Source organism: Devosia geojensis (assembly GCF_000969415.1).
Classification (GTDB): domain Bacteria; phylum Pseudomonadota; class Alphaproteobacteria; order Rhizobiales; family Devosiaceae; genus Devosia; species Devosia geojensis.
Map to the genome: position 1 here is coordinate 1 of NZ_JZEX01000126.1, position 22,206 is coordinate 22,206.

A 22,206-nucleotide genomic window follows, 5' to 3' on the forward strand; every position below is an offset into this window, starting at 1 on the left:
CCCCCGACCCCTCCCCTCAAGGGGGAGGGGAGGCAGTGCCCAACCCATTGATCCGGCGCGAGAATAAAAACTTATCCCCGCGCCTTCCACCGGCACTATCCTCTTCCTCGCACCCCGCCGTTGCACACGCGGCATGGACGAGATGTCGGGCGGGGGCGTTGGGGCAGCCGGGTCGCCGGCAGGCAGGGTGTCTGTTACGGACCGGCGGATCAACGAGCGTCCGCATGCTTCGTGTACGGCTCACAAATCCCAGCGTGTGGGGCGGCAATTGCCTCCCATCTAAAATTATCAAGGAGGCGAAAGCCGCCCCGCATTCGTGTGTCCGAAAGGACGAAAACCGCAGGATCGAGGGTCCGGGCGGAGAATCGGCATGCGCCAACAAAGGCTCGATGGCACTAGCGTTCGCCGCTATCCCTTCCTACCTTGTGGGTTCCCGCCTCAAGTCGTTTCAGCGAGTTCTGCCATGACCCACCACGCCGCCTTCGATCTCGTGCGCGAGGAGACCATCCCCGAGGTCAATTCGCTGGCGCGGCACTACCGGCACAGGAAGACGGGGGCGGAGGTGGTCAGCCTCGTCAACGACGACGAGAACAAGGTGTTCGGGATCACCTTCAAGACGCCGCCGGACGATTCGACCGGCATCGCCCATATCCTCGAGCATTCGGTGCTCTGCGGCAGCCGCAAATATCCGGTCAAGAAACCGTTCGTCGAGCTCATCAAGGGCTCGATGCACACCTTCCTTAATGCCATGACCTTCCCGGACAAGACCGCCTATCCGGTGGCGAGCCAGAACCTTGCCGACTTCTACAACCTCGTCGACGTCTACCTCGATTCCGTCTTCTTTCCCTTGATCAGCGAGGACACCTTCCGCCAGGAGGGCTGGCACTACGAGATCGAGGACAAGGACGCTCCGCTGACCTACAAGGGCGTGGTGTTCAACGAGATGAAGGGCGCCTGGTCCTCGCCCGACGCCCTGATGATGAAGACGGCGCAGCAGGCGCTCTATCCCGACATCACCTACGGCAAGTCCTCCGGCGGCGATCCGGTGGTGATGCCGGAGTTGACCTACCAGAAGTTCAAGCGCTTCCACGAGATGTTCTACCACCCCTCGAACGCGCGGGCGTTCTTTTCGGGCGACGACGATCCGGGCCGGCGCCTCGAGATCCTCGACGAATATTTCTCGCAGTTCGAGCCGATCGAGATCGACGCGCAGATCGCCCAGCAGGGTCGGTTCAACGAGCCGCGGCGGCTCGAGGCGACCTATGCCGGCACTAAATCCGAGGGCAAGGCGCGCGACGGCATGGTGACGGTCAACTGGATGATCGAGCAGCCCGCCGACCGCGAGGAGACGCTGGCCAACGGGCTCCTCTCCTACATGCTCGCCGGCACGCCTGCCGCGCCGCTGCGCAAGGCCCTGACCGATTCCGGGCTCGGCGAAGGGCTGATGGGCGGCGGCATCGGCATGGGATTGAAGCAGCCCATGGCGACCTTCGGCATGAAAGGCATCGATCCGGCCGACGCCGGCAAGGTCGAGGCGCTGATCCTCTCGACACTCGGGGACTTGAGCGAAAAGGGTTTCGATCGCGGCACCATCGAGGCAGCGCTCAACACCTTCGAGTTTTCGCTGCGCGAGAACAACACCGGCTCTTTCCCGCGCGGCATCGCGCTGATGTTCGGGGCACTCGGCACGTGGCTGCACGACGGCGATCCGCTCGAGCCCCTGCACTTCGAGGCGGCGCTGGCGTCCCTCAAGCAGAAGGCACAGACCGGCTTCTTTGAGAAGCTGATCGCCAGGCGCTTCCTCGACAACACGCATCGCGTCACCGTCACCCTCTCGGCCGACGAGGGGCAGGGCGCGCGCGAAGAGGCGGCGGAGGCGGCACGGCTCGCCGCGGTCCGCCAGACGATGAGCGAGGCCGACATCGAGGCGGCCATCGAAACGACCAGGACGCTAAAGGCCCTGCAGGAAAAGGAAGACGATCCGGCGGACCTCGCCCGGATCCCGTCGCTGACCCGCGCGGACCTGCCGCGCGAGGTGCGCACGGTTCCCATCGAGCGCGGCGAGATCGCCGGGGCGCGGCTTTTCACCCACGACCTGCCGACGCTCGGCATCCTCTATCTCGACCTCGGCTTCGACATGCATGCGCTCGACGCCGATCTCCTGCCCTATATGCCGCTCTTCGGCCGATCGCTGTTGCAGACCGGGACGGCGAAGGAAGACTTCGTTTCCTTGACGCAGCGCATCGGGCGTTCGACCGGCGGCATCGCCCAGCACCGGGGCGTTTCGACCCGGCAGGGCGGCGACGGGACGGCGGCGTGGTTCTTCCTTTCGGGCAAGGCCGTGCCCGACAAGGTCCCGGAACTGCTCTCGATCCTCAAGGACGTGATCCTCACCGCCCGGCTCGACAACCGCGAGCGGTTCAGGCAGATGGCGCTGGAGGAGAAGGCCGGGCTCGAGGCGCGGCTGGTGCCGGGCGGCAACGGCTTCGTCGACCTCAGGCTGAAGTCGGCGCTCACTGAAGCCGGCTCGATCGCCGAGCGGATGGGCGGCATCGGATACCTCATGTTCCTGCGTGACCTCGTCAAGCGGATCGAAGACGACTGGGCCGGTGTGCAGAAGACGCTGGAGGCCATCCGCGACCGCCTCGTCAACCGGGCGCAGATGGTGGTCAACGTCACGGCCGAAGACAGCATCTGGCGCGGGGCGGAAGCCGAGTTCTCCGCGTTCCTCTCCGACCTGCCCATCGGTCCGGCCGCCTCCCACGACTGGGGCATCGGCGTGAGCCCGCTCGACGAGGGGCTGACCATCCCCGCGCAGGTCAACTACGTCGGCAAGGGCGCCAACCTCAAGGCGCTGGGGTTCGACCTCACCGGCGCGGCGAGCGTCGCGCTCAAATACCTCAATACCACGTGGCTGTGGGACAAGGTGCGGGTGCAGGGCGGGGCCTATGGCGGGTCGAGCCGGTTCGACCTCGTCTCGGGCAACTTCGCCTTCCTTTCCTACCGCGACCCGAACCTCTTGAAGACCCTCGATGCCTATGACGGCTCGGCGGCGGCGCTGCGCCAGCCGGTCGGGGAAACCGAGCTCACCCGCTCGATCATCGGTGTCGTCGGCGATATGGACCCCTACCAGTTCCCGGACGCCAAGGGGTATTCCTCCATGTGGCGGGAACTCACCGGCACCACCGATCTCCTGCGCCAGCAGCGGCGCGACGAGGTGCTGGCGACGACGGGCAAGGATTTCCTGGCCCTCGCCGACGCGCTCGAAGCCGTGGCGCGAGAGGGACGCGTGGTGGTCATGGGCAACGCGGCGGCGATCGAGAAGGCCAATGTGGAAAGGGGAGGGTTTTTGAGGGTCAGCAAGGTGATGTGATTTTACCCGCGTCGCTTCTCAACCCCGATGTCATCCCGGCGAAAGCCGGGACCAGTAAACACCGACTATGCGACAGCGCGCCGAATCCATACCTACACCGGGTCATCCCCGCGAAAGCGGGGACCTCCGTTTGCGGGCTCAACGAAGAAAACAGGGATTTCCGCTTTCGCGGGAATGACCCGATGGCGACGGAGGGCGACTGCGCTAAACCCGCAACTCCGGTGTGTACCGGTTCCCGGCTTTCGCCGGGATGACAGCCGTCTGGTGGCAGTGGGTTGGTGCCCTAAATCATCTCCAGCCCAGTCTTCCCCCGCGGTGGCGGAAAGGCCCGGTCCAGCCGATCCCGGTCCTCGTCCGTCAGCCGAATCTCGAGTGCCTTGAGGTTCTCCTCCACCCGCTCGGGCCGACTGGTCTTGGGGATGGCGACGATGCCGGGCTTGTCCAGCACCCAAGCCAGCGCGATCTGCGCGGGCGTCGCGCCGTGGGTGCGGGCGATGTCGGCGAGCTCGGAGGAGCGCGCGAGGCGCCCCTGCTCGATGGGCGAGTAGGCCATGATCGGCATGGAGCGCTCGCGCGACCAGGCGACGAGGTCATGCTCGATGCCGCGGCGGGAGAGGTTGTAGAGCACCTGGTTGGCGGCGCAGTCGCGTGAAATCGCTTCCAGTTCCTCCATGTCCTCGACATCGAAGTTGGAGACGCCCCAGCGCAGGATCTTGCCGTCCGCTTTCAGCCTCTCGAAGGCGCGCACGGTTTCCTCCAGAGGGTAGTTGCCGCGCCAGTGGAGAAGGTAGAGGTCGAGCCGGTCGGTGCCGAGCCGGCGCAAGCTCTCCTCGCAGGCGCGGATCGTGCGATCATGGGATGCGTTGGAGGGCAGCACCTTGCTGACGAGGTAAGTCTCGTCCCGCCGCCCTTCGATCGCTTCAGCCACTACCCGCTCGGCGCCGCCCTGCCCGTACATCTCGGCGGTGTCGATGAGGGTGATGCCGAGGTCGAGCCCTGCGCGCAGCGTCGCCACCTCGCGGTCGTGGTCGCCGCGGCGCTCGCCCATCATCCAGGTGCCGAGGCCGAAAACGGGCACCTGCGAGCCATCGGGCAGGGGAGTGGTCGGTATCGTCGTCATCGCTGCGTCTCCGTAGTGGGCTCGGGGGCAACCGGGAAAGGTTATCCACCGTTCCCATGAACCGGCTACAATGAACGCCATGACGCTCATCGATCGCAACCTCCATATCCGCGCCATCGACACCTATGTCGATCCGACCGTCCCGCGGGCGCGGGCGATCATCACCCACGGGCACTCCGACCACGCGCGCTCCGGGCACGGGGCGGTGCTGGCCACGGCCGACACCATCGCGGTCATGAAGACGCGCTATGGCGAGGATTGCGCTGGCAGCTTCCAGGCGGTGGCGTTCGGCGAGTCGGTCGTCATCGACGACGTCACCATCACGCTTCATCCGGCCGGCCACATCCTCGGCAGCGCGCAGGTGCTGATCGAACACAAGGGGCAGCGCGTCGTCGTCACCGGCGACTACAAGCGCCTGCCCGATGCGACGGCGCAGCCGTTCGAGCTCATCAAATGCGACTTGCTTGTAACGGAAGCCACCTTCGGCCTGCCGGTCTTCCAGCATCCGGATCCCAAGGCCGAGACGGCGCGGCTGCTGCGTTCGGTCGAAGCCAATGCGGAGCGGGCGCACCTCATCGGCGCCTATCCGCTGGGCAAGGCCCAGCGGGTCATCCGGCTGCTGCGCGACGCCGGGTATGACGCGCCGATCTACCTGCATGGCGCAATGGTCAGGCTCTGCGAGCTCTACGAGGAGCGGGGCGTTGCGCTGGGCGACCTGCGGCTGGTGATGGAAACGAGCAAGGCCGAGCTTGCCGGCAAGCTCGCCGTCGGCCCGCCCTCGGCCTTGAAGGACGTCTGGAGCCGTCGCCTGCCCGACCCCGTGCTCGCCATGGCTTCGGGCTGGATGAGCGTCAAGCAGCGCGCCCGCCAGAGCGGTGTGGAGCTGCCGCTCATCATCTCTGACCATGCGGATTGGAACGAGCTAGGTGAAACCATCGCCGAGACCGGCGCCGGCACGGTCTGGGTGACGCATGGGCGTGAGGATGCGCTGGTCTATTATTGCCGCAAGCAGGGACTCAACGCCGAGCCGCTCAATATCCAGGGCTTCGAGGACGATGGCGGGGAGGGCGAGGAATGAAGCGCTTCGCCCAGTTGATGGAGCTCTTGGCGCTCACCCCCTCGCGCAACCGCAAGATCGCGGCGCTGACCGAGTATTTCCGCACGACGCCTGATCCCGACCGGGGCTTGGCGCTGGCGGTGCTGACCGGGGCGCTGACCTTCCGCAACGTCAAGCCGGCGCTCCTCAAGGAGACGGTGCTGGCGGAAGTCGATCCGCACCTTTTTGCCCTGAGCTACGACTATGTGGGCGACCTCGGCGAGACCATCGCGCTCATCTGGCCGCACCACGGCGGCACCGAGGAGCTGCCCAGGCTCTCCGATCTCATCGAGCTCTTCAACACGACGAGCAAGCACGAGCTGCCCGCATTGATTGCCTCGCTCCTGACGCGGGCGCAGGTCAACGAGCGCTGGGCGCTGGTCAAGCTCGCGACGGGCGCCTTGCGCATAGGGCTTTCGGCACGCCTCGCCAAGACGGCGCTTGCCGAGATGAGCGGCAAGGATTTGCAGCAGATCGAGGAGATCTGGCACGGGATCACCCCGCCCTATACCGAGCTCTTCGCCTGGCTGGAGGACAAGGGCGAGGCGCCGCTGATCGCCCATACGGCGCGGTTCCATCCGCTGATGCTCTCCAACGCCATCGACGAGGAGAAGGACCTCGCCAGCCTCGATCCGCGCGACTTCGCCGCCGAGTGGAAGTGGGACGGCATCCGCGTGCAGCTCGTCATGGGTCAAGGCGGCATCTCGCTCTTCTCGCGCACCGGCGATGAGATCGGAGAGGCTTTTCCCGATATCGTCGAGGAGGTGTTCGGCGAGGCGGTGCTGGACGGCGAGCTGCTGGTCGGGCACGCGTTCGATCCTTTACCGTTCAATGATCTGCAGCAGCGGCTCAACCGCAAGGTGGCGCTGCCCAAGCACCTCAAGGAATACCCCGCCTTCATCCGCGTCTACGACATACTCTTCGACGGCGACGAGGACGTGCGGCCTTTGATGTGGCGCGAACGGCGCGAGCGGCTGGAAGCGTGGCTTGCCCGAAACCCTCAGACGCGGCTCGACCTCTCCGAGGTCATCCCGTTCGCCGACTGGCAGGAGCTCGCCGCCATCCGCCGGCGCGGGGCCGACGAGAACGGTCATGAAGGCGTGATGCTCAAGCTCAAGGCCTCGCCCTATGTGCCGGGCCGGCCCAAGGGCCTGTGGTTCAAGTGGAAGCGCGATCCCAATGTCGTCGACGCCGTGCTGATGTACGCCCAGCGCGGGCACGGCAAGCGCTCGTCGTTCTATTCGGACTATACGTTCGGGGTCTGGGCCGGCAACGAGATCGTGCCGATCGGCAAAGCCTATTTCGGCTTCACCGACGAGGAACTGAAGCAGCTCGACCGCTGGATCCGCGCCAACACCATCGGCTCCTTCGGGCCGGTGCGGGAGGTTCGCAAGGAACTGGTGTTCGAGGTCGCCTTCGACAGCGCCCAGCTCTCGGGCCGGCACAAATCGGGCGTGGCGCTACGCTTCCCGCGCATCAACCGCATCCGCTGGGACAAACCGGCCGGCGAGGCAGGAACGCTCGAGGACGTGCGAGCGCTGGTGCCGGCGACGTGAGGTCAGGTTTTCTTATAGTGGTAGCGGCACTGGGCGACCTCCAGGCCGCGCTCGGTTATGCGGTAGACCAGTCGATGCTCGTCGTCGATGCGTCTCGACCACCAACCGGTGAAGTGATGCCGCAATGGTTCGGGCTTACCTGCGCCGGTATAGGGCGTTCTCAGGCATTCTTTGAGCAGCGCATTGATCTTGCGGACAACCTTCCGGTCGGTTTCCTGCCAGTAGACATACTCCTCCCATGCGCGGGAGCTGAAGGTGAGGCTATTCGATGAGGTCACGCTTCACGCCGCCCCCGGCTTCGAGTTCGGCGATGCTTTCGAGCAGGCGTTTACGGTTTGCCGGACTGCGAAGCAAATACTCGGTCTCCTGCCACGACGAGAAATCCTCAAGCGACATCACCACCGCCGGCTGCTTGCCGCCCGGGCGGGTGATGATCAAGGGGACATGGTCCTCGACCGCCGCGTCGATATCGGCGGCGATGTTCTTGCGGAAGTCGGAAATGGTTTTTGCGCGCATGGGAGATATCTCGCTTGAACGATTTATGTACAAATTCCTGTACAAAAACTCAAGCCTTCTCGGTCGCGATCCGTTCCTGCGCCAGCTTCCTGATCTCGCGCAGCTCGGCGATGGTGGTTTCGATGTCGCGCTTCTGCCGCTCGAGCGACGCGAGGCGTTCGTCGACCATTTCGGCGAGCAGGTGCACCTGCTGGGTGCGGTCGGCATCATAGAGCGAGAGATAGTCGGAGATATCGCGCAGCGAGAAGCCGAGGCGCTTGCCGCGCAGGATCAGGATCAGCCGGGCGCGGTCGCGGCGGCGGAAGATGCGGGTGGCGCCCACCCGCTCGGGGGAGATCAGGCCCTTAGCCTCGTAGAAGCGGATGGCGCGCGTCGAGATGCCGAACTCGCGGGCGAGGTCGGCGATGGCGAAGAGGTCCTTGTTGTCGCTCTCAGGCTTGTTCACGGCTCTTGGCTTTCAGTTGGGCGTACTCCTCGCGCAGCTCTTTCTTGGAGAGCTTGCCGATCAGCGTCTTGGGCAGGGCATCCTTGAAGATGATTTCGCGCGGCATCTCAATCTTGTTGAGCTTGGCGGCGAGGAAGGTCTTCAGCTCCGCTTCGGTGGCCGATTGACCGGTCGCGGGCTTGACGAAGGCGATGGGTGCCTCGCCGCGGTACTCGTCGGGTACGCCGATGACGTTGACCTCGTCGACCGCCGGGTGTTCGGCGAGCGCTTCCTCAATCACGCGCGGATAGACATTAAAGCCCGAGCAGATGATGAGGTCCTTGATGCGGTCGACGAGGAAGACGTAGCCGTCCTCGTCCATGTGGCCGACGTCGCCGGTGCGCAGCCACCCGTCCATGAAGGCTTCGGCGTTCGCCTCGGGATTTTCGTAGTAGCCGAGCATCACCTGCGGACCCTTGACCTGCAGCTCGCCGTTCTCGCCGATACCGACCGGCTGGTGGCTGTCGACATCGACGAAGCGGATGTCGGTCGCCGGCAGCGGCAGACCGATGGACATCGGCTTGGAGGGAACGCGCAACGCCGCGCAGCAGACGACCGGCGAGGCCTCGGTCAGGCCGTAGCCTTCGGCCAGCAGGGCCTTCGACTTCTTCGAAAAAGCCGCGCGCACCTCGTTGGGCAGAGGCGCGCCGCCGGAAATGGCGACCTGAAGGCTGGCGAGCCCCTCGGCCTTGACGTTGTCGGCCTTGGCGAGCGCCGCGAGCAGCGTCGGAACGGCCGGCAGCACGTTGGCGCGGGTGCGCTTCAGGAGGTCGACGAGCGCCTTCATCTCGAAGCGCGGCAGCATGACGACCTGGGCGCCGTTGCAGAGCGGCACGTTCATGCACACGGTCATTGCGAAGATGTGGAAGAACGGCAGGACCGCAACGACCTTGCTCGGCGGATAGAAGAGCCCGCAGCCCCATTTGTCGATCTGGCTCATGTTGGCCGCGACATTGGCGTGGCTGAGCATCGCGCCCTTGGGCAGGCCCGTGGTGCCGCCGGTATATTGCTGCACGGCGACGTCCGCATGCGGATCGATAGCGACGGGCTTCGGTTCTTGGTTGCGGGCAACGAGCTCGTGGTAGTGCGAGACCTTGCCGGCGATGCGCGAGCGGCGGGGGTCGGCGAGATCCTTGCGCTTGGCGAGCGAGAACAGCACCCGCTTGACGGGGGGCAGCGCATCGGTGAAGCGGCACACGACCAACGACTTGACGAGACCCTTCTCGACCAGCGCCTCGGCCTTCTCGAAGATCATCTTCAGGTCGAGCGTGATCATCAGGTCCGCGCCGGCGTTGTCGGCGATGTGGCTCAGCTCATGGACCGTATAGAGCGGATTGCAGTTGACGACGATTCCGCCTGCGCGCAGCACCGCGTAATAGGCAACGGGGTAGAATGGTGTGTTGGGCAAGAGGAGCGCGACGCGGCTGCCCTTGCCGATGCCGAACTGGCTTTGCAGGGCGCCGGCGAGGGCGGTGATCGCTTTGGCCATGTCGCCGAATGTGGTCTTGCCGCCAAGGAAATCGAGCGCGACCGCATCGGGCGTCTTGGCGCAGGCGGCCAGCACCTGCTCGTGCACCGGGCGCACGTCGACCTCCACGTCCCAGGCGATGCCTTCGGGATAGCTCGCAAGCCACGGGCGGCGTGCGGCTTCGGCGTCTTTATCCTCGATGGTCTGCATAGATCTCCTCCTCGGCACGCTGACCTCGCGTGCCTCTTCCTGACCCCTGGCGGTCTTGTGCCGCCTCGCTGGTTCGGAAGCAGTATTCCATGGCTTTACGTATGCGTCAAACAAGTGCCGGAACGGCAAGCGGCCTCGTGCGAAGAGGCGGGTCGAGCAAGTTCCCGCCTCGATGTCGCTGACGACGCATTGGGCGACAAGTTGACGTATACGTAAACGCTGCTAAACTTGACCTCATGGGTGCCCCGTACGGGCGCCGCACCGGCCGGCCAACGCAAAAGTGCACCCACTTTTGCCCGCAACGCTCTAAGCTGGCCGGGAGGGAAGAGGAGAAAGGGCATGACTTTTGCGCTCTGGGTCGTCGGCATCGTCGCCTTCATCGCGCTCGCCATGCGCGAGTCGCCGCTCTGGCAGTGGGGCGCGGCAGCGCTGGTTCTGGGAATAGCAGCCTCGATTATCGGCGGGTTTGGCGCGGTCGGGGTGGTGCTGGCGCTGCTGCCCGGTATCGTGCTCCTGACGCTAGCGGTGCCGGGAGTGCGCAAGGCCGTGATCACTGCGCCGGCCTACGGCATGGTCAAGAGGATCCTGCCCAAGGTCTCGCGCACCGAGCAGGAGGCGCTCGATGCCGGCACGGTCGGCTGGGACGCCGAACTCTTTTCCGGCCGGCCCGACTGGACGAAGCTCACCGGCATCCGGCCGCTGACGCTCACTCCCGAGGAGCAGGCTTTCCTCGACGGCCCGACCGAGGAGGTCTGCGCCATGATCGACGACTGGGAGACGCGCAACGACCGCGCGGACCTTTCGCCGGAGGTGTGGCGCTACCTCAAGGAGAAGGGCTTCCTCGGCATGCTCATCGACAAGGAATATGGCGGACTGGGCTTTTCGGCCCAGGCGCAGTCGATGATCGTCTCCAAGATCGCCTCGCGCTCGGTCGCGGCGGGCATCACGGTGATGGTGCCCAATTCGCTCGGGCCTGGGGAGCTCCTCGAAAAGTACGGGACGCAGGAGCAGAAGGACAGATATCTCGCCCGGCTCGCCAAGGGCGAGGAGGTGCCGTGCTTTGCCCTGACCGGCGTGCATTCGGGCTCGGATGCCGGCAACATGCGCGACGTCGGCGTCGTCACCAAAAGCACCTGGAACGGCAAGGAGACGCTGGGCGTACGCCTCTCCTGGGACAAGCGCTACATTACCCTCGCGCCCGTCGCGACGCTCATCGGGCTAGCCTTCGACCTGCACGATCCCGACAATCTCCTGGGCAAGGGCGAGCATGTCGGCATCACGCTGGCATTGGTGCCGCGCGACCATTCGGGCGTCGAGATCGGGCGGCGGCATTTCTCGGCGCGGCAGGCGTTCATGAACGGGCCGACGCGCGGCAAGGACGTGTTCGTCCCCATCGACTATCTCATCGGCGGCACCGACTATGTCGGGCAGGGCTGGCGCATGCTGATGGAGTGCCTCTCGACCGGGCGCGCCATCTCGCTGCCGGCGATCGGCTCGATCTCGATCAAGCAGGCGCTGCGGGTGACTTCGGCCTATGCCCGGATCCGCCGGCAGTTCGGCATTCCCGTCGGCATCATGGAGGGCGTCGCAGAACCGCTCTCGGGCATGGTCAAGAACGCGTATACCTATGAGGCGGCGCGGCGGCTCACCGCCTCGATGGTCGACGAAGGCCAGCGCCCCTCGGTGCTCTCGGCGCTGCTCAAATATCGCACCACCGAGGCGATGCGCGAGAGCATGGACGCCGCCTTCGACATCCATGGCGGGCGCGCTATCCAGGAGGGGCCCTCGAACTACCTCTTCGGCGGCTACATGGCGACGCCCGTCGCCATCACCGTCGAGGGCGCCAATATCCTCACCCGCACCCTGATGACCTTCGCGCAGGGCGTGCTGCGGGCGCACCCCTTCCTCTACAAGGAGGTGCAGGCGGCGCAGAACCCGGACCGGAAGGCGGGAATCGACGCCTTCGACAAGGCATTCGCCGGGCACACGGCGTTCATGCTGCGCAACAAGATCGCGACGCTCTTTCACGCGCTGACCTTTGGGGCCTTCGCCTCCTCGCCGGTCGACCACGAGATGGCGCGCTGGTACAAGCAGCTCCACCGCTATACCCAGGCCTTCGCGCTCGTTGCCGACTGGACGACGGTGGTGCTGGGTGGGTCGCTGAAGGCCCGGCAGCAGATCTCCGGGCGCATGGCCGACATTCTCGGCGAGCTCTATCTGATGAGCGCTGTCTTGAAGCGCTATGAGGACGAAGGGCGGCTGGAGGAGGATCGCCCGCTGGTCGATGCGATCATGGCCGACCGAATCGCAGCAATGGAAAAGACCTTCGGCGAAGTCTTCGCCAACTTCCCCAATCGGCTCTTCGCCTCAGCCATGCGCATCCTCTGCTTCCCGTTCGGACGGCACGCGCGGCCATCAGCGGACAAGGCCAACTACACGCTGGTGCGCAAGGTGCTGCGGCCCGGCGCCTTCCGCGACCGGCTGACGGTCGGCGCCTTTGTGTCGAACGATCCGGAGGACGTGACCGGCCGTCTGGAGGATGCGCTCACCAAGGTGACCGCCGCCGAGGAGATCGAGGCACGGTTCGTCAAGGCGGTGAAGGCGGGCACCGTCTCGCGCCGTCTCGACCGCGACGCCATCGCCGACGCGGTGGCGGCCGGGATCATCAACGACAACGAGGCGGGAATCCTGCGCGCCGCCGATGAAGCGACGGATCGCGCCGTCGCAGTCGACGACTTCGCGCCGGAGGCGCTTGCCGGGCGCGAGCCATCGCGCGTCGCAGCGGAGTGAGATGCTCATGCTGGAAACAAGGGAAGAGGAGCCCGTGTTGATGCAATCGCAACTGCCGCAGACGCGGTACTGGTCGTTCCGCATCGATGTCGAGCAACTGGGGTGGCTCACCATCGACAGGCCCGATGCCTCGGTCAATACGCTGAGCCGCGAGGCCATCGCCGAGCTCGAAAGTCTCGTTGCCCACTTCGAGGAGCTGGCGGCGAGCGGTGAGCTCATCGGTGTGATCCTGCTCTCGGGCAAGGAGGGCGGGTTCATCGCCGGGGCGGATATCTCCGAATTCGACGCGATGTCGGATTTCTCGATCCTGCCGGAGGCGCTGAAGCGTGCGCATGCGCTCTTCCAGCGGATCGAGAACCTGAAGATTCCCGTCGTTGCCGGAATCCACGGCTTCTGCCTCGGCGGCGGGCTGGAGCTGGCGCTTGCCTGCCACTACCGGATCGCCGTCAACAACGACAAGACGCGCATCGGCTTTCCCGAAGTCAACCTTGGCATCTTCCCGGGATTCGGAGGCACGGGCCGCTCGATCCGGCAGGCGGGGCCGGTCGATGCCATGCAGATCATGCTGACCGGGCGCATGCTGCGGGCGGGCCAGGCGCGGGGCATGGGCCTCGTCGACAAGCTGGTGCGCCACCGCGATATGCTGCGCTGGGAGGCGCGCAAGGCAGTATTGCAGAAGCGTAAGTCGAGGGAAGCGCCCTTTGCCAAGCGCGCGATGGCCATGGGACCGATCCGTGGGTACGTGGCGAGTAAGATGCGCGCAGAAGCGGGCAAGAAGGCGCGGCCGGAGCACTATCCGGCCCCTTATGCCCTCATCGATCTCTTCGAGAAGCACGGGGATGATCCCAGGGCCATGATCCGCGGCGAGATCGACGCCTTCGTGCCGCTGATGAGCTCCTCGACCGCGACGAACCTGCGGCGCGTGTTCTTCCTTTCCGAAGGGCTGAAGAAGCAGGGGGCGAAGAACGCCAGGTTCGCACGCGTCCATGTCATCGGCGCCGGCGTCATGGGCGGGGATATCGCCGCCTGGTGTGCGTTGCGCGGCATGGCTGTGACGCTGCAGGACCTCGACATGGAGCGGATCAAGCCGGCGCTCGACCGGGCCAAGGGCCTCTTCAAGAAGCGGCTCAAAAAGAAGCGCGAGGTCGATACGGCGATGCTGCGGCTGGAGGCCGACCCGGTCGGAAAGGGCGTCGCCCGAGCCGACGTGATCATAGAGGCTGTGGTCGAGAACCTCGAGATCAAGCGCAAGATCTTTGCCGGCGTCGAGGAGAAGCTCAAAGCCGGCGCGATCCTTGCCACCAACACGTCCTCGATCGAGTTGGAGCGTATCGCCGAAGGGTTGCAGGACCCGAGCCGGCTGATTGGCTTGCACTTCTTCAACCCCGTCGCGCAACTGCCATTGGTCGAGGTCATCCGCTCGGCGTTCAACAGCGATGAGCAAATTGCCGCCGGGGCCGCCTTCGCGCTCGCCATCGGCAAGAGCCCGGTGGTGGTCAAGTCCGCGCCCGGCTTCCTCGTCAACCGGGTGCTGATGCCCTACATGCTCGGCGCCGTCGAGCGGGTGGAGCGCGGCGAGAGCAAGGAGCTGATCGACGCGGCGGCCGTCGCCTTCGGCATGCCGATGGGGCCGATCGAGCTGATGGATACCGTTGGGCTCGACGTGGGCAAATCGGTCGCGACCGAGCTCGGCCACGCCGTCCCGGAGGGCTCGAAGTTCGCCGCGCTGGTTGCCGCCGGCAAGCTCGGCCGCAAGAGCGGCGAAGGCTTCTACAAATGGGAGAAGGGCAAGGCGCAGAAGGGTGACGTCAGCCTGCCTCCCGATCTTGCTGGGCTCGGGCGGGAACTCGTCAAGCCGCTAGTCGACATGACCGAGGTGGTGGTCGGCGAGGGCGTTGTCGCCAACGGAGACCTCGCCGATATCGGGGTCATCCTCGGAACGGGCTTCGCGCCGTTCCTTGGTGGACCGCTCAAGGCACGTGCGGACGGCAGGGCTTAGGACATCGTCATGATGAACGGAACGAGAAAAGTCGCCATCGTCGGCAGCGCCCGCATTCCCTTCGCGCGCGGCAACACGGCCTATGCGGACGAGAGCAATCTCTCGATGCTCTCGACGGCGCTCGGCGGCCTTGCCGACAAGTTCAACCTCAAGGGCGAGAAGATCGACGAGGTGATGGCTGGCGCCGTCATCAACCACTCGCGCGACTTCAACCTGGCGCGCGAGGCTGCGCTCGATGCGGGGTTCTCGCCGAGGACCCCGGGCACGACTATGCAGATCGCCTGCGGCACGAGCCTGCAGGCGGCGCTGACGCTTGCCGGCAAGATCGCGACCGGCGAGATCGACAGCGGCATCGCCGCGGGTTCCGACAGCGTCAGCGACAGCCCGGTGGTGTTCGGCGACAAGTTCCAGCACCGCATGATCGACTTGAGCCGGGCACGCAGCGCCCGCGAGAAGCTCGGCGCCTTCAAGGGCTTTTCCTTGGGCGAGCTGACGCCGGTCGCTCCCTCGACGCAGGAGCCGCGTACCGGCCTTTCCATGGGCCAGCACTGCGAGCTGATGGCGCGCGAGTGGGGCATCACGCGGCAGGCGCAGGACGAGCTGGCGCTGAAGAGCCACCACAACGCCGCCAGGGCCTATGACGAGGGCTTCCACGACGACCTGCTGGTGCCGTGCGCCGGGCTCGTCAAGGACAACAACGTGCGCGCCGACACGAGCCTCGAGAAGATGGCGACGATGAAGCCGGCGTTCGACAAGTCCTCCGGCCATGGCACGCTGACGGCCGCCAACTCGACGCCGCTGACGGATGGCGCCGCCTCGGTTCTGCTGGCAAGCGAGGAATGGGCGAGGGCCCGGGGCCTGCCGGTGCTCGCCTACCTCACCATGGGCCGTGTCGCCGCCAACGATTTTGCCGGCGGCGAGGGGCTGCTGATGGCGCCGACCATTGCGGTCTCGGAAATGCTGGCGCGCTCGAACCTGACCTTTGCCGATATCGACGTCTTCGAGCTGCACGAGGCGTTCGCCGCGCAGGTTCTGTGCACCCTCAAGGCGTGGAAGGACCCGAAATACTGCAAGGAAGTCCTCGGTCGCGAAACCGTGATGGGCGAGATCGATCCGGAAAAGCTCAATCGCAAGGGCTCCAGCCTCGCCTACGGGCATCCGTTCGCAGCGACCGGCGCGCGTATCCTCGGGCTCACCGCGAAGTTGCTGGCGAGCGAGGAGAAACAACGGGCGCTGATCTCGGTGTGCACTGCCGGTGGCATGGGTGTAGCGGCGCTCGTCGAGCGCGCGGAATAGTTCAGACGAGGAACAAAAACCGGCTTATCGACGCTGCTTTGCCGAGTGTTAACAAATTCGACAAGGTTGACGTTTGCGGCAACCTTTTGCTTGCAAGTGGACGAAAAGTGGGGATACCGTCCACCGATCTTGATCAGGCGATAAAAATTGCCGATCAGGCAAGAACGGCCTGCCAAACTCAAATGCCGGCCGACAGCAGGAAACCCTTTCAGGAGATGGGACGATAATGAAAATCACACAGGTCCTTAAGGCGGCAACGACCGCCGGCGTGGTCGCGCTCCTCATGAGCAGCACCGCCTACGCCGTGACCCTGCAGATGCACAATGGCGGCGATCCAGGCTCGCTCGATCCGCACAAGGTTTCCGGCGACTGGGAGAACCGCGTCGTCGGCGACTACATCGAAGGCCTCGTGACCGAGAACGCCGAAGCCGAGCCCATTCCGGGCCAGGCCGAGAGCTGGGATGTCTCCGAGGACGGTCTGGTCTACACCTTCCACCTGCGTGACGGCATCCAGTGGAGCGACGGCACGCCGGTCACGGCCGACGACTTCGTCTTCGCCTTCCAGCGCCTGATGAATCCGGCCACCGCCTCCGACTACGCCTATCTCCAGTATTCGATCCAGAACGCCGAGGCGATCAACTCGGGCGAAATCACCGACTTCAACGAGCTGGGCGTCAAGGCGATCGATGACCAAACCGTCGAGATCACCCTCGAGCAGCCGACCCCGTTCTTCCTCGACTCGCTGACCCACTACACCGCCTTCCCGGTGCCCAAGCATCTGGTCGAGGAGCATGGCGACGCCTGGACGGAGACCGACACGATCGTCGCCAACGGTCCCTACAAGATCGTCGAGTGGCTGCCGGGTTCGTATGTCCGTTCCGAGAAGAACGAGACCTACTACGATGCCGAGAACGTGCAGATCGACGAGGTCTTCTACCACGTGCTCGAGGACCAGGCCGCCGCGCTCAACCGCTATCGCGCGGGCGAGTTCGACATCCTGACCGACTTCCCGGCCGACCAGTACCAGTGGCTGCAGGACAACCTGCCGGGCGAAGCTCATGTCGAGCCGTTCCTCGGCGTCTATTACTACGTCCTCAACCAGGAGAGCGAGCCGCTCAACGACGTGCGCATCCGCGAGGCGCTGTCGATCTCGGTGATGCGCGACGTGATCGGGCCGGATGTGCTGGGCACCGGCGAGCTGCCGGCCTATGGCTGGGTGCCGCCGGGCACCGGCAATTATGTCGAGAACGCCTATGCGCCCGAGTGGGCCGAGATGCCCTATGAGGAACGCGTCGCCCGCGCGATCGAGCTGATGACCGAGGCCGGCTACGGCCCCGAGAATCCGCTGAACCTGCAGCTGCGCTACAACACCAACGACAACCACCAGCGCATCGCCGTCGCGATCGCGGCCATGTGGGAGCCGCTGGGCGTCAATGTCGAGCTCTTCAACTCCGAAACCGCGGTGCACTACGACGCGCTGCGCGCCGGCGACTTCCAGGTCGGCCGCGCCGGATGGCTGCTCGACTACAACGATCCGTCCAACACGCTCGATCTGCTCAAGACCGGCATCACCCAGGGTGATGGCATGAACTGGGGCAACAACTATGGCCGCTACTCGAACGAAGAGTTCGATGCGCTGCTCACCCAGGCTGCCGCCGAGCAGGACCTCGTCGCGCGCGGCGAAATCCTGGCGCAGGCCGAGAAGATCGCCATGGACGAGTTCGCCGCCATCCCGATCTACTGGTACGTCTCCAAGAACGTCGTATCGCCCAAGATCGAAGGGTTCGTCGACAACGCCAAGGACATCCACCGCACGCGGTGGCTGACCAAGACGGAATAAACTGATGAAGGGATCGTGGGGCCGAAGGGCCCCACGGTCTCTTTTCCGGCCAGGTGCGCGGTCGCCGCGGCGCCCCGGATAGTAAAGGTCACACGAAATGCTCGGTTACGCATTGCGGCGGGTGCTTTCGGCAATACCGATTGCACTGATCGCCGTTACTATTTGTTTTTTCATCCTGCGCCTGGCGCCCGGCGGTCCGTTCGACGGCGAGCGCGCGCTGCCGCCGCTGGTGCTGGCCAACTTGCGCGCCCACTACAATCTCGACCAGCCCCTCGTCGTCCAGTATTTCATCTATATCTGGCGGCTCCTCCACGGTGACCTCGGCCCGTCGATGGTCATCGAGGGGTTCTCGGTCAGCCGGCTCATCGCCATCGGCTTTCCCTTCACGCTGACGCTGGCGCTCACCGCCTTCGTCATCGCGACCTTCGTCGGGCTGGTGGCCGGCATGATCGCGGCGGTCAATCAGAATAAATGGCCCGACTACGTGCTGGTGCTGGTAGTGATGATCGGCGTCATCATCCCCAACTTCCTGATGGCTGCGCTCCTGCAGCTCTGGTTCGGCGTCTATCTGCGCTGGTTCCCGGCGGGCGGCTGGGTCAACGGCTCGTGGATGCATCTCGTGCTGCCGGTGACGGTGCTCGCCTGGCCGCATGCGGCGCGCATCTCGCGCCTGATGCGCGGCTCGATGATCGAGGTGCTGGGCACCAACTATGTGCGCACGGCCCGCTCCAAGGGCATCGGGCAGCGCCTGGTGCTGGCGCGCCACGCCATCAAGCCGGCGCTCATCCCCGTCGTTTCCTATCTCGGGCCGGGTCTTTCGTATCTCCTCACCGGCTCGCTCGCCGTCGAGCAGATCTTCGGCCTGCCGGGCATCGGCAAGTACTTCATCACCGCGGCGCTCAACCGCGACTACGGCATCGTGCTGGGCACGACCATCCTCTACATGTTCATCATTCTTGCTCTCAATCTCATCGTCGACCTCGTCTATGCCTGGCTCGATCCCAAGGTGAGGTACCGCTGATGGCCGGGATCACGGGTAAAGACGCGGTCCTGACCGACTACGCCAACAAGCTCGCAACGCTCGACGCGCCCAAGGGCCGGTCGCTGACGCAGGACGCGCTGCGCAGGCTCACCCGCAACAAGGCGGCGGTGGTTTCGATCTTCCTGTTGCTGGCTATCGTCCTCATCGCCTTCATCGGGCCCTACTTCCTGCCGTGGAGCTATTCGCAGGTCGACTGGACGGCGATCCGCAAGCCGCCCGATTTCGACAAGGGCCATTTCTTCGGCACCGACCAGAACGGGCGCGACATGCTGGCCCGCGTGCTGCAAGGCACGCAGATGTCCATCATCGTGGCGGCGGTGGCGACGGTCGTGTCGGTGTCCATCGGCGTCGTCTATGGCGCGATCGCGGGCTATTTCGGCGGACGCGTCGACGCGGTAATGATGCGCATCGTCGACATCATGTACGCGCTGCCCTACATCCTCTTCGTCATCATCCTCGTCGTGATGTTCGGGCGCAATCCGGTGCTGCTGTTCGTGGGCATCGGCGCCATCGAATGGCTGACCATGGCGCGCATCGTGCGCGGGCAGACCCTTTCCTTGAAGGAGAAGGAGTTCGTCGAGGCGGCCAAGGCGGGCGGGGCCAAGCCCTGGACCATCATCATGCGCCACATCGTGCCGAACCTGACCGGCCCGGTGGTGATCTATGCCACCCTCACCATCCCCGAGATCATCATCGCCGAGAGCTTCCTCTCCTATCTCGGGCTCGGCGTGCAGGAGCCGCAGACTTCGCTCGGCACGCTGATCTCGTTCGGCGCGCCCGTCGCCGAGGTGCTGCCCTGGATGCTGCTGGCGCCGGCCGCCGTGCTCGTCACCATGCTCCTCTGCCTCACCTATATCGGCGACGGCCTGCGCGACGCGCTCGATCCGAAGGACCGCTGAGATGCCCAATACCGTTCTCACCGTCGAAGACCTGTCCGTCACCTTCGCCTTGCACGACAGCGAGGTGCACGCGGTACGCGACATGAACTTCACCCTGACCGAAAGCGAAATCCTCGCCGTCGTCGGGGAAAGCGGCTCCGGCAAGAGCCAGGCGTTCCTCTCGATCATGGGGCTGCTCGCCAGGAACGGCCGCGCCACCGGCAAGGCCATGCTCGGCGACATCAACCTGGTGGGCATGAACAAGTCCCAGCTCGATGCCTATCGCGGCAAGGACATCGCCATGATCTTCCAGGATCCGATGACCTCGCTCAACCCGAGCCTGCGAGTGCGCACGCAGCTTGCCGAAGTGCTGGTCAAGCACCGCGGGTTCGACAAGGACAAGGCGATCCGCGCCGCCATCGAGATGCTGGAGCGCGTCGGCATCCCCGAACCCGCAAAGCGCGCCAATGCCTTCCCGCACGAGCTTTCGGGCGGCATGCGCCAGCGCGTGATGATCGCCATGGCGCTCCTCTGCCAGCCCAAGATCCTCATCGCCGACGAGCCGACCACGGCCCTCGACGTGACGGTGCAGGCGCAGATGCTCGACCTCTTCAAGTCGCTGACGCAGGATTTCGGCACCGCGCTGGTGCTCATCACCCACGACCTCGGCGTGGTGGCGGGCGTCGCCGACCGCATGATGGTCATGTATGGCGGGCGCGCCGTCGAGAAGGGCAAGGTCGACGATCTCTTCTACGATCCCAGGCATCCCTATACCCTCGGGCTCCTGCATTCGACGCCGCACATCGCCCATCGGGCGGCGCGGCTCGACCCCATCCAGGGCCTGCCTCCAAGCCTCGAGCACCTGCCCAAGGGGTGCTCGTTCAACCCGCGCTGCGCCTTCCGCTTCGAGCGGTGCCTCATCGAGCGTCCCCCTTTGACCCCGACCGGCGAAGGCCGGGAGAAGGCTTGCTTCTACGAGGGTGAGCTCAGCTACGAGAAGGTGGCGTGATGGCAAAGACGACCAACACCCTGCTCGAGATCAGGGACCTCAAGAAAAGCTTCTCGATCACCACCGGCCTCTTTTCCAAGCCGCTCGAGCTCAAGGCGCTGCAGGACATCTCGTTCAGCATCCGGGAAGGCGAGACGCTCGGGATCGTGGGCGAGAGCGGCTGCGGCAAGTCGACCCTCGGGCGCTGCATCCTGCAGCTCATCGCGCCCGATGAAGGACAGGTGCTCTGGCTGGGCCAGGACCTGACGCGCCTGCCGGGCGAGGAGATGCGCAGGAAGCGCCAGGACCTGCAGATCATCTTCCAGGATCCGCTCGCCTCCCTCAATCCGCGTATGACCGTCGGCGAGATCATCGCCGATCCGCTGCGCACGCTCCGGCCCGAACTCAACCGCGAGCAGCGGCGGGCGCGCGTCATCAAGATCATGGAATCCGTGGGGCTGCTGCCCGAGATGATCAACCGCTATCCGCACGAGTTCTCGGGCGGGCAGGCGCAGCGCATCGGCATCGCCCGGGCGTTGATCACCGAGCCGAAACTGATCGTGTGCGATGAGCCGGTCTCGGCGCTCGACGTCTCGATCCAGGCGCAGATCCTCAATCTTCTCGCGGACCTCAAGGACGAGTTCGGGCTGACCCTCATCTTCATCTCGCACAATCTCTCGGTCGTGCGGCACGTGTCGGACCGCATCCTCGTCCTCTATCTCGGGCGGATCGTGGAGCTGGCGGCAGGCGACGAGATCTACGAGGATCCAAAGCACCCCTATACCCGGGCGCTGCTGACGGCCGTGCCGATCCCCGATCCCAAGCTCGCGCGCCAGCGCAACATCGATGCTCTGCGCGGCGAGATACCCTCGCCGATCAACCAGCCCTCGGGCTGCACCTTCCGCACCCGCTGCCGCTACGCCAAGCCGATCTGCGCCGAGAAGCGCCCGGCGCTGGAGACCATCGGCAACGCGCGGCTCGTCGCCTGCCATCGCTGGCAGGAGATCGAGGTGCCCGAGGAGGCCGTGCTCGGGGCGTGACGCGCGGCTATTTCGTGCGCCGTTCGGCCGTTCCCATTTCGACGGACGGCCGGCGGCGGCGATCCGGACCGACATAGCCCTCGGTCTCGATAATCGGGCGCGGAGCCCTGGCGATCACCGCCAGCCGCGCCTCGAGATGGTTGGCGGCGAAGGGTTTTCTCAGGAACTCGGTGACGCCGGCGTCGCGCGCGGCAGCGATACGCGTTGCGTCCGGACGCGCGGCCATCATCACGACGGGGGTCAGCCGGTTGCGGCATTCGGCGCTGTGGCGAAGCCGGCGGACGAACTCTACCGTGTCAAGGCCTGCAAGCCCGTCGTTGATGAGGATGACCGAGAAGTCCCGGCGGTTGAGCTCGAACTGGGCGCCGGCCGCGTCGGTGGCACTGCGGATGTCGCGGCGCCCGATATGGCGCAGCATCGCGGCAACGATGTCGACCATGTGCTGGCTGGGATCGACGATGAGAATGCCGTGGGCAGTGATGGTCTCGGCGGGCATGGTGGGCTCGCTGG

At 65.3% G+C, this 22,206-nt stretch carries 17 protein-coding genes; 11 read left to right on the forward strand and 6 right to left on the reverse strand.

Features of this window, described 5'->3' with window-relative positions; genetic code table 11:
* The first annotated feature begins 463 nt into the window (after window positions 1-463).
* A complete protein-coding gene (locus VE25_RS15270; protein WP_046109512.1) occupies window positions 464-3,373 on the forward strand; it encodes an insulinase family protein in 2,910 nt (969 codons plus the stop codon).
* Window positions 3,374-3,656: 283 nt separating this feature from the next.
* Here the strand turns inward: VE25_RS15270 and VE25_RS15275 are convergent, their stop codons facing one another.
* Complete coding sequence (locus tag VE25_RS15275; protein WP_046109513.1) at window positions 3,657-4,493, reverse strand: aldo/keto reductase; 837 nt, start codon at window positions 4,491-4,493, stop codon at window positions 3,657-3,659.
* A 79-nt stretch (window positions 4,494-4,572) separates the two neighbouring features.
* Between VE25_RS15275 and VE25_RS15280 the strand changes: the two genes are divergently transcribed.
* Window positions 4,573-5,571, forward strand: a complete 999-nt coding sequence (locus VE25_RS15280; protein ID WP_244466948.1) for a ligase-associated DNA damage response exonuclease — start codon at window positions 4,573-4,575, stop codon at window positions 5,569-5,571.
* Entirely contained in the window at window positions 5,568-7,145 is a 1,578-nt protein-coding gene (locus tag VE25_RS15285; protein ID WP_046109515.1) for a cisplatin damage response ATP-dependent DNA ligase, read from the forward strand. Before VE25_RS15280 ends, VE25_RS15285 begins: the two co-directional genes overlap by 4 nt.
* Before the next feature lie 2 nt (window positions 7,146-7,147).
* On the opposite strand, the gene VE25_RS15290 is transcribed toward VE25_RS15285, so the two are convergent.
* Genes VE25_RS15290 through VE25_RS15305 form a run of 4 tightly spaced genes read right to left on the reverse strand, consistent with a single transcriptional unit; the run spans window position 7,148 to window position 9,823 of the window.
* Window positions 7,148-7,423, reverse strand: a complete 276-nt coding sequence (locus VE25_RS15290; RefSeq protein ID WP_046109516.1) for a Txe/YoeB family addiction module toxin — start codon at window positions 7,421-7,423, stop codon at window positions 7,148-7,150.
* A complete protein-coding gene (locus tag VE25_RS15295; protein WP_046109517.1) occupies window positions 7,407-7,661 on the reverse strand; it encodes a type II toxin-antitoxin system Phd/YefM family antitoxin in 255 nt (84 codons plus the stop codon). The genes VE25_RS15290 and VE25_RS15295 overlap by 17 nt, the downstream gene beginning before the upstream one ends.
* Before the next feature lie 49 nt (window positions 7,662-7,710).
* Window positions 7,711-8,106, reverse strand: coding sequence for a MerR family DNA-binding protein (locus VE25_RS15300; RefSeq protein WP_046109518.1), 396 nt, complete (start codon window positions 8,104-8,106; stop codon window positions 7,711-7,713).
* Window positions 8,093-9,823: a long-chain-fatty-acid--CoA ligase gene (locus VE25_RS15305; protein ID WP_046109519.1), complete on the reverse strand. Its 1,731-nt coding sequence runs from the start codon at window positions 9,821-9,823 to the stop codon at window positions 8,093-8,095. The genes VE25_RS15300 and VE25_RS15305 overlap by 14 nt, the downstream gene beginning before the upstream one ends.
* Before the next feature lie 339 nt (window positions 9,824-10,162).
* On the opposite strand from VE25_RS15305, the gene VE25_RS15310 reads away from it, so the two are divergent.
* The 8 genes from VE25_RS15310 (at window position 10,163) to VE25_RS15345 (ending at window position 21,696) form a co-directional block, all read left to right on the forward strand.
* Window positions 10,163-12,613, forward strand: a complete 2,451-nt coding sequence (locus tag VE25_RS15310) for an acyl-CoA dehydrogenase (protein WP_046109520.1) — start codon at window positions 10,163-10,165, stop codon at window positions 12,611-12,613.
* 40 nt (window positions 12,614-12,653) lie between these two features.
* On the forward strand, window positions 12,654-14,612 hold the full coding sequence (locus VE25_RS15315; protein ID WP_046109530.1) for a 3-hydroxyacyl-CoA dehydrogenase NAD-binding domain-containing protein: 1,959 nt from the start codon (window positions 12,654-12,656) through the stop codon (window positions 14,610-14,612).
* Window positions 14,613-14,621: 9 nt separating this feature from the next.
* Complete coding sequence (locus VE25_RS15320) at window positions 14,622-15,908, forward strand: acetyl-CoA C-acetyltransferase (RefSeq protein WP_201776099.1); 1,287 nt, start codon at window positions 14,622-14,624, stop codon at window positions 15,906-15,908.
* A 232-nt stretch (window positions 15,909-16,140) separates the two neighbouring features.
* Window positions 16,141-17,748 carry a peptide ABC transporter substrate-binding protein gene (locus tag VE25_RS15325; protein WP_439328910.1) on the forward strand — a complete coding sequence of 536 codons (1,608 nt, stop codon included), beginning with the start codon at window positions 16,141-16,143 and terminating at the stop codon, window positions 17,746-17,748.
* Window positions 17,749-17,845: 97 nt separating this feature from the next.
* Entirely contained in the window at window positions 17,846-18,769 is a 924-nt protein-coding gene (locus tag VE25_RS15330; RefSeq protein ID WP_046109522.1) for an ABC transporter permease, read from the forward strand.
* On the forward strand, window positions 18,769-19,689 hold the full coding sequence (locus VE25_RS15335; protein ID WP_052732011.1) for an ABC transporter permease: 921 nt from the start codon (window positions 18,769-18,771) through the stop codon (window positions 19,687-19,689). The genes VE25_RS15330 and VE25_RS15335 overlap by 1 nt, the downstream gene beginning before the upstream one ends.
* 1 nt (window position 19,690) lies before the next feature.
* On the forward strand, window positions 19,691-20,677 hold the full coding sequence (locus VE25_RS15340) for an ABC transporter ATP-binding protein (RefSeq protein WP_046109523.1): 987 nt from the start codon (window positions 19,691-19,693) through the stop codon (window positions 20,675-20,677).
* Window positions 20,677-21,696, forward strand: a complete 1,020-nt coding sequence (locus tag VE25_RS15345; RefSeq protein WP_046109524.1) for an ABC transporter ATP-binding protein — start codon at window positions 20,677-20,679, stop codon at window positions 21,694-21,696. The genes VE25_RS15340 and VE25_RS15345 overlap by 1 nt, the downstream gene beginning before the upstream one ends.
* A gap of 7 nt (window positions 21,697-21,703) precedes the next feature.
* Here VE25_RS15345 and VE25_RS15350 read toward each other — a convergent pair whose 3' ends face one another.
* Complete coding sequence (locus tag VE25_RS15350) at window positions 21,704-22,192, reverse strand: response regulator (protein WP_046109525.1); 489 nt, start codon at window positions 22,190-22,192, stop codon at window positions 21,704-21,706.
* Window positions 22,193-22,206: the final 14 nt, after the last annotated feature.

What these genes read in the sequence shown, in the direction of transcription:
- VE25_RS15270 (WP_046109512.1), top strand. Translation starts at nt 464, where the DNA reads ATGACCCACCACGCCGCCTTCGATCTCGTGCGCGAGGAGACCATCCCC.
- VE25_RS15275 (WP_046109513.1), bottom strand. Translation starts at nt 4,493, where the DNA reads ATGACGACGATACCGACCACTCCCCTGCCCGATGGCTCGCAGGTGCCC.
- VE25_RS15280 (WP_244466948.1), top strand. Translation starts at nt 4,573, where the DNA reads ATGACGCTCATCGATCGCAACCTCCATATCCGCGCCATCGACACCTAT.
- VE25_RS15285 (WP_046109515.1), top strand. Translation starts at nt 5,568, where the DNA reads ATGAAGCGCTTCGCCCAGTTGATGGAGCTCTTGGCGCTCACCCCCTCG.
- VE25_RS15295 (WP_046109517.1), bottom strand. Translation starts at nt 7,661, where the DNA reads ATGCGCGCAAAAACCATTTCCGACTTCCGCAAGAACATCGCCGCCGAT.
- VE25_RS15305 (WP_046109519.1), bottom strand. Translation starts at nt 9,823, where the DNA reads ATGCAGACCATCGAGGATAAAGACGCCGAAGCCGCACGCCGCCCGTGG.
- VE25_RS15310 (WP_046109520.1), top strand. Translation starts at nt 10,163, where the DNA reads ATGACTTTTGCGCTCTGGGTCGTCGGCATCGTCGCCTTCATCGCGCTC.
- VE25_RS15315 (WP_046109530.1), top strand. Translation starts at nt 12,654, where the DNA reads ATGCAATCGCAACTGCCGCAGACGCGGTACTGGTCGTTCCGCATCGAT.
- VE25_RS15320 (WP_201776099.1), top strand. Translation starts at nt 14,622, where the DNA reads ATGATGAACGGAACGAGAAAAGTCGCCATCGTCGGCAGCGCCCGCATT.
- VE25_RS15330 (WP_046109522.1), top strand. Translation starts at nt 17,846, where the DNA reads ATGCTCGGTTACGCATTGCGGCGGGTGCTTTCGGCAATACCGATTGCA.
- VE25_RS15335 (WP_052732011.1), top strand. Translation starts at nt 18,769, where the DNA reads ATGGCCGGGATCACGGGTAAAGACGCGGTCCTGACCGACTACGCCAAC.
- VE25_RS15340 (WP_046109523.1), top strand. Translation starts at nt 19,691, where the DNA reads ATGCCCAATACCGTTCTCACCGTCGAAGACCTGTCCGTCACCTTCGCC.
- VE25_RS15345 (WP_046109524.1), top strand. Translation starts at nt 20,677, where the DNA reads ATGGCAAAGACGACCAACACCCTGCTCGAGATCAGGGACCTCAAGAAA.
- VE25_RS15350 (WP_046109525.1), bottom strand. Translation starts at nt 22,192, where the DNA reads ATGCCCGCCGAGACCATCACTGCCCACGGCATTCTCATCGTCGATCCC.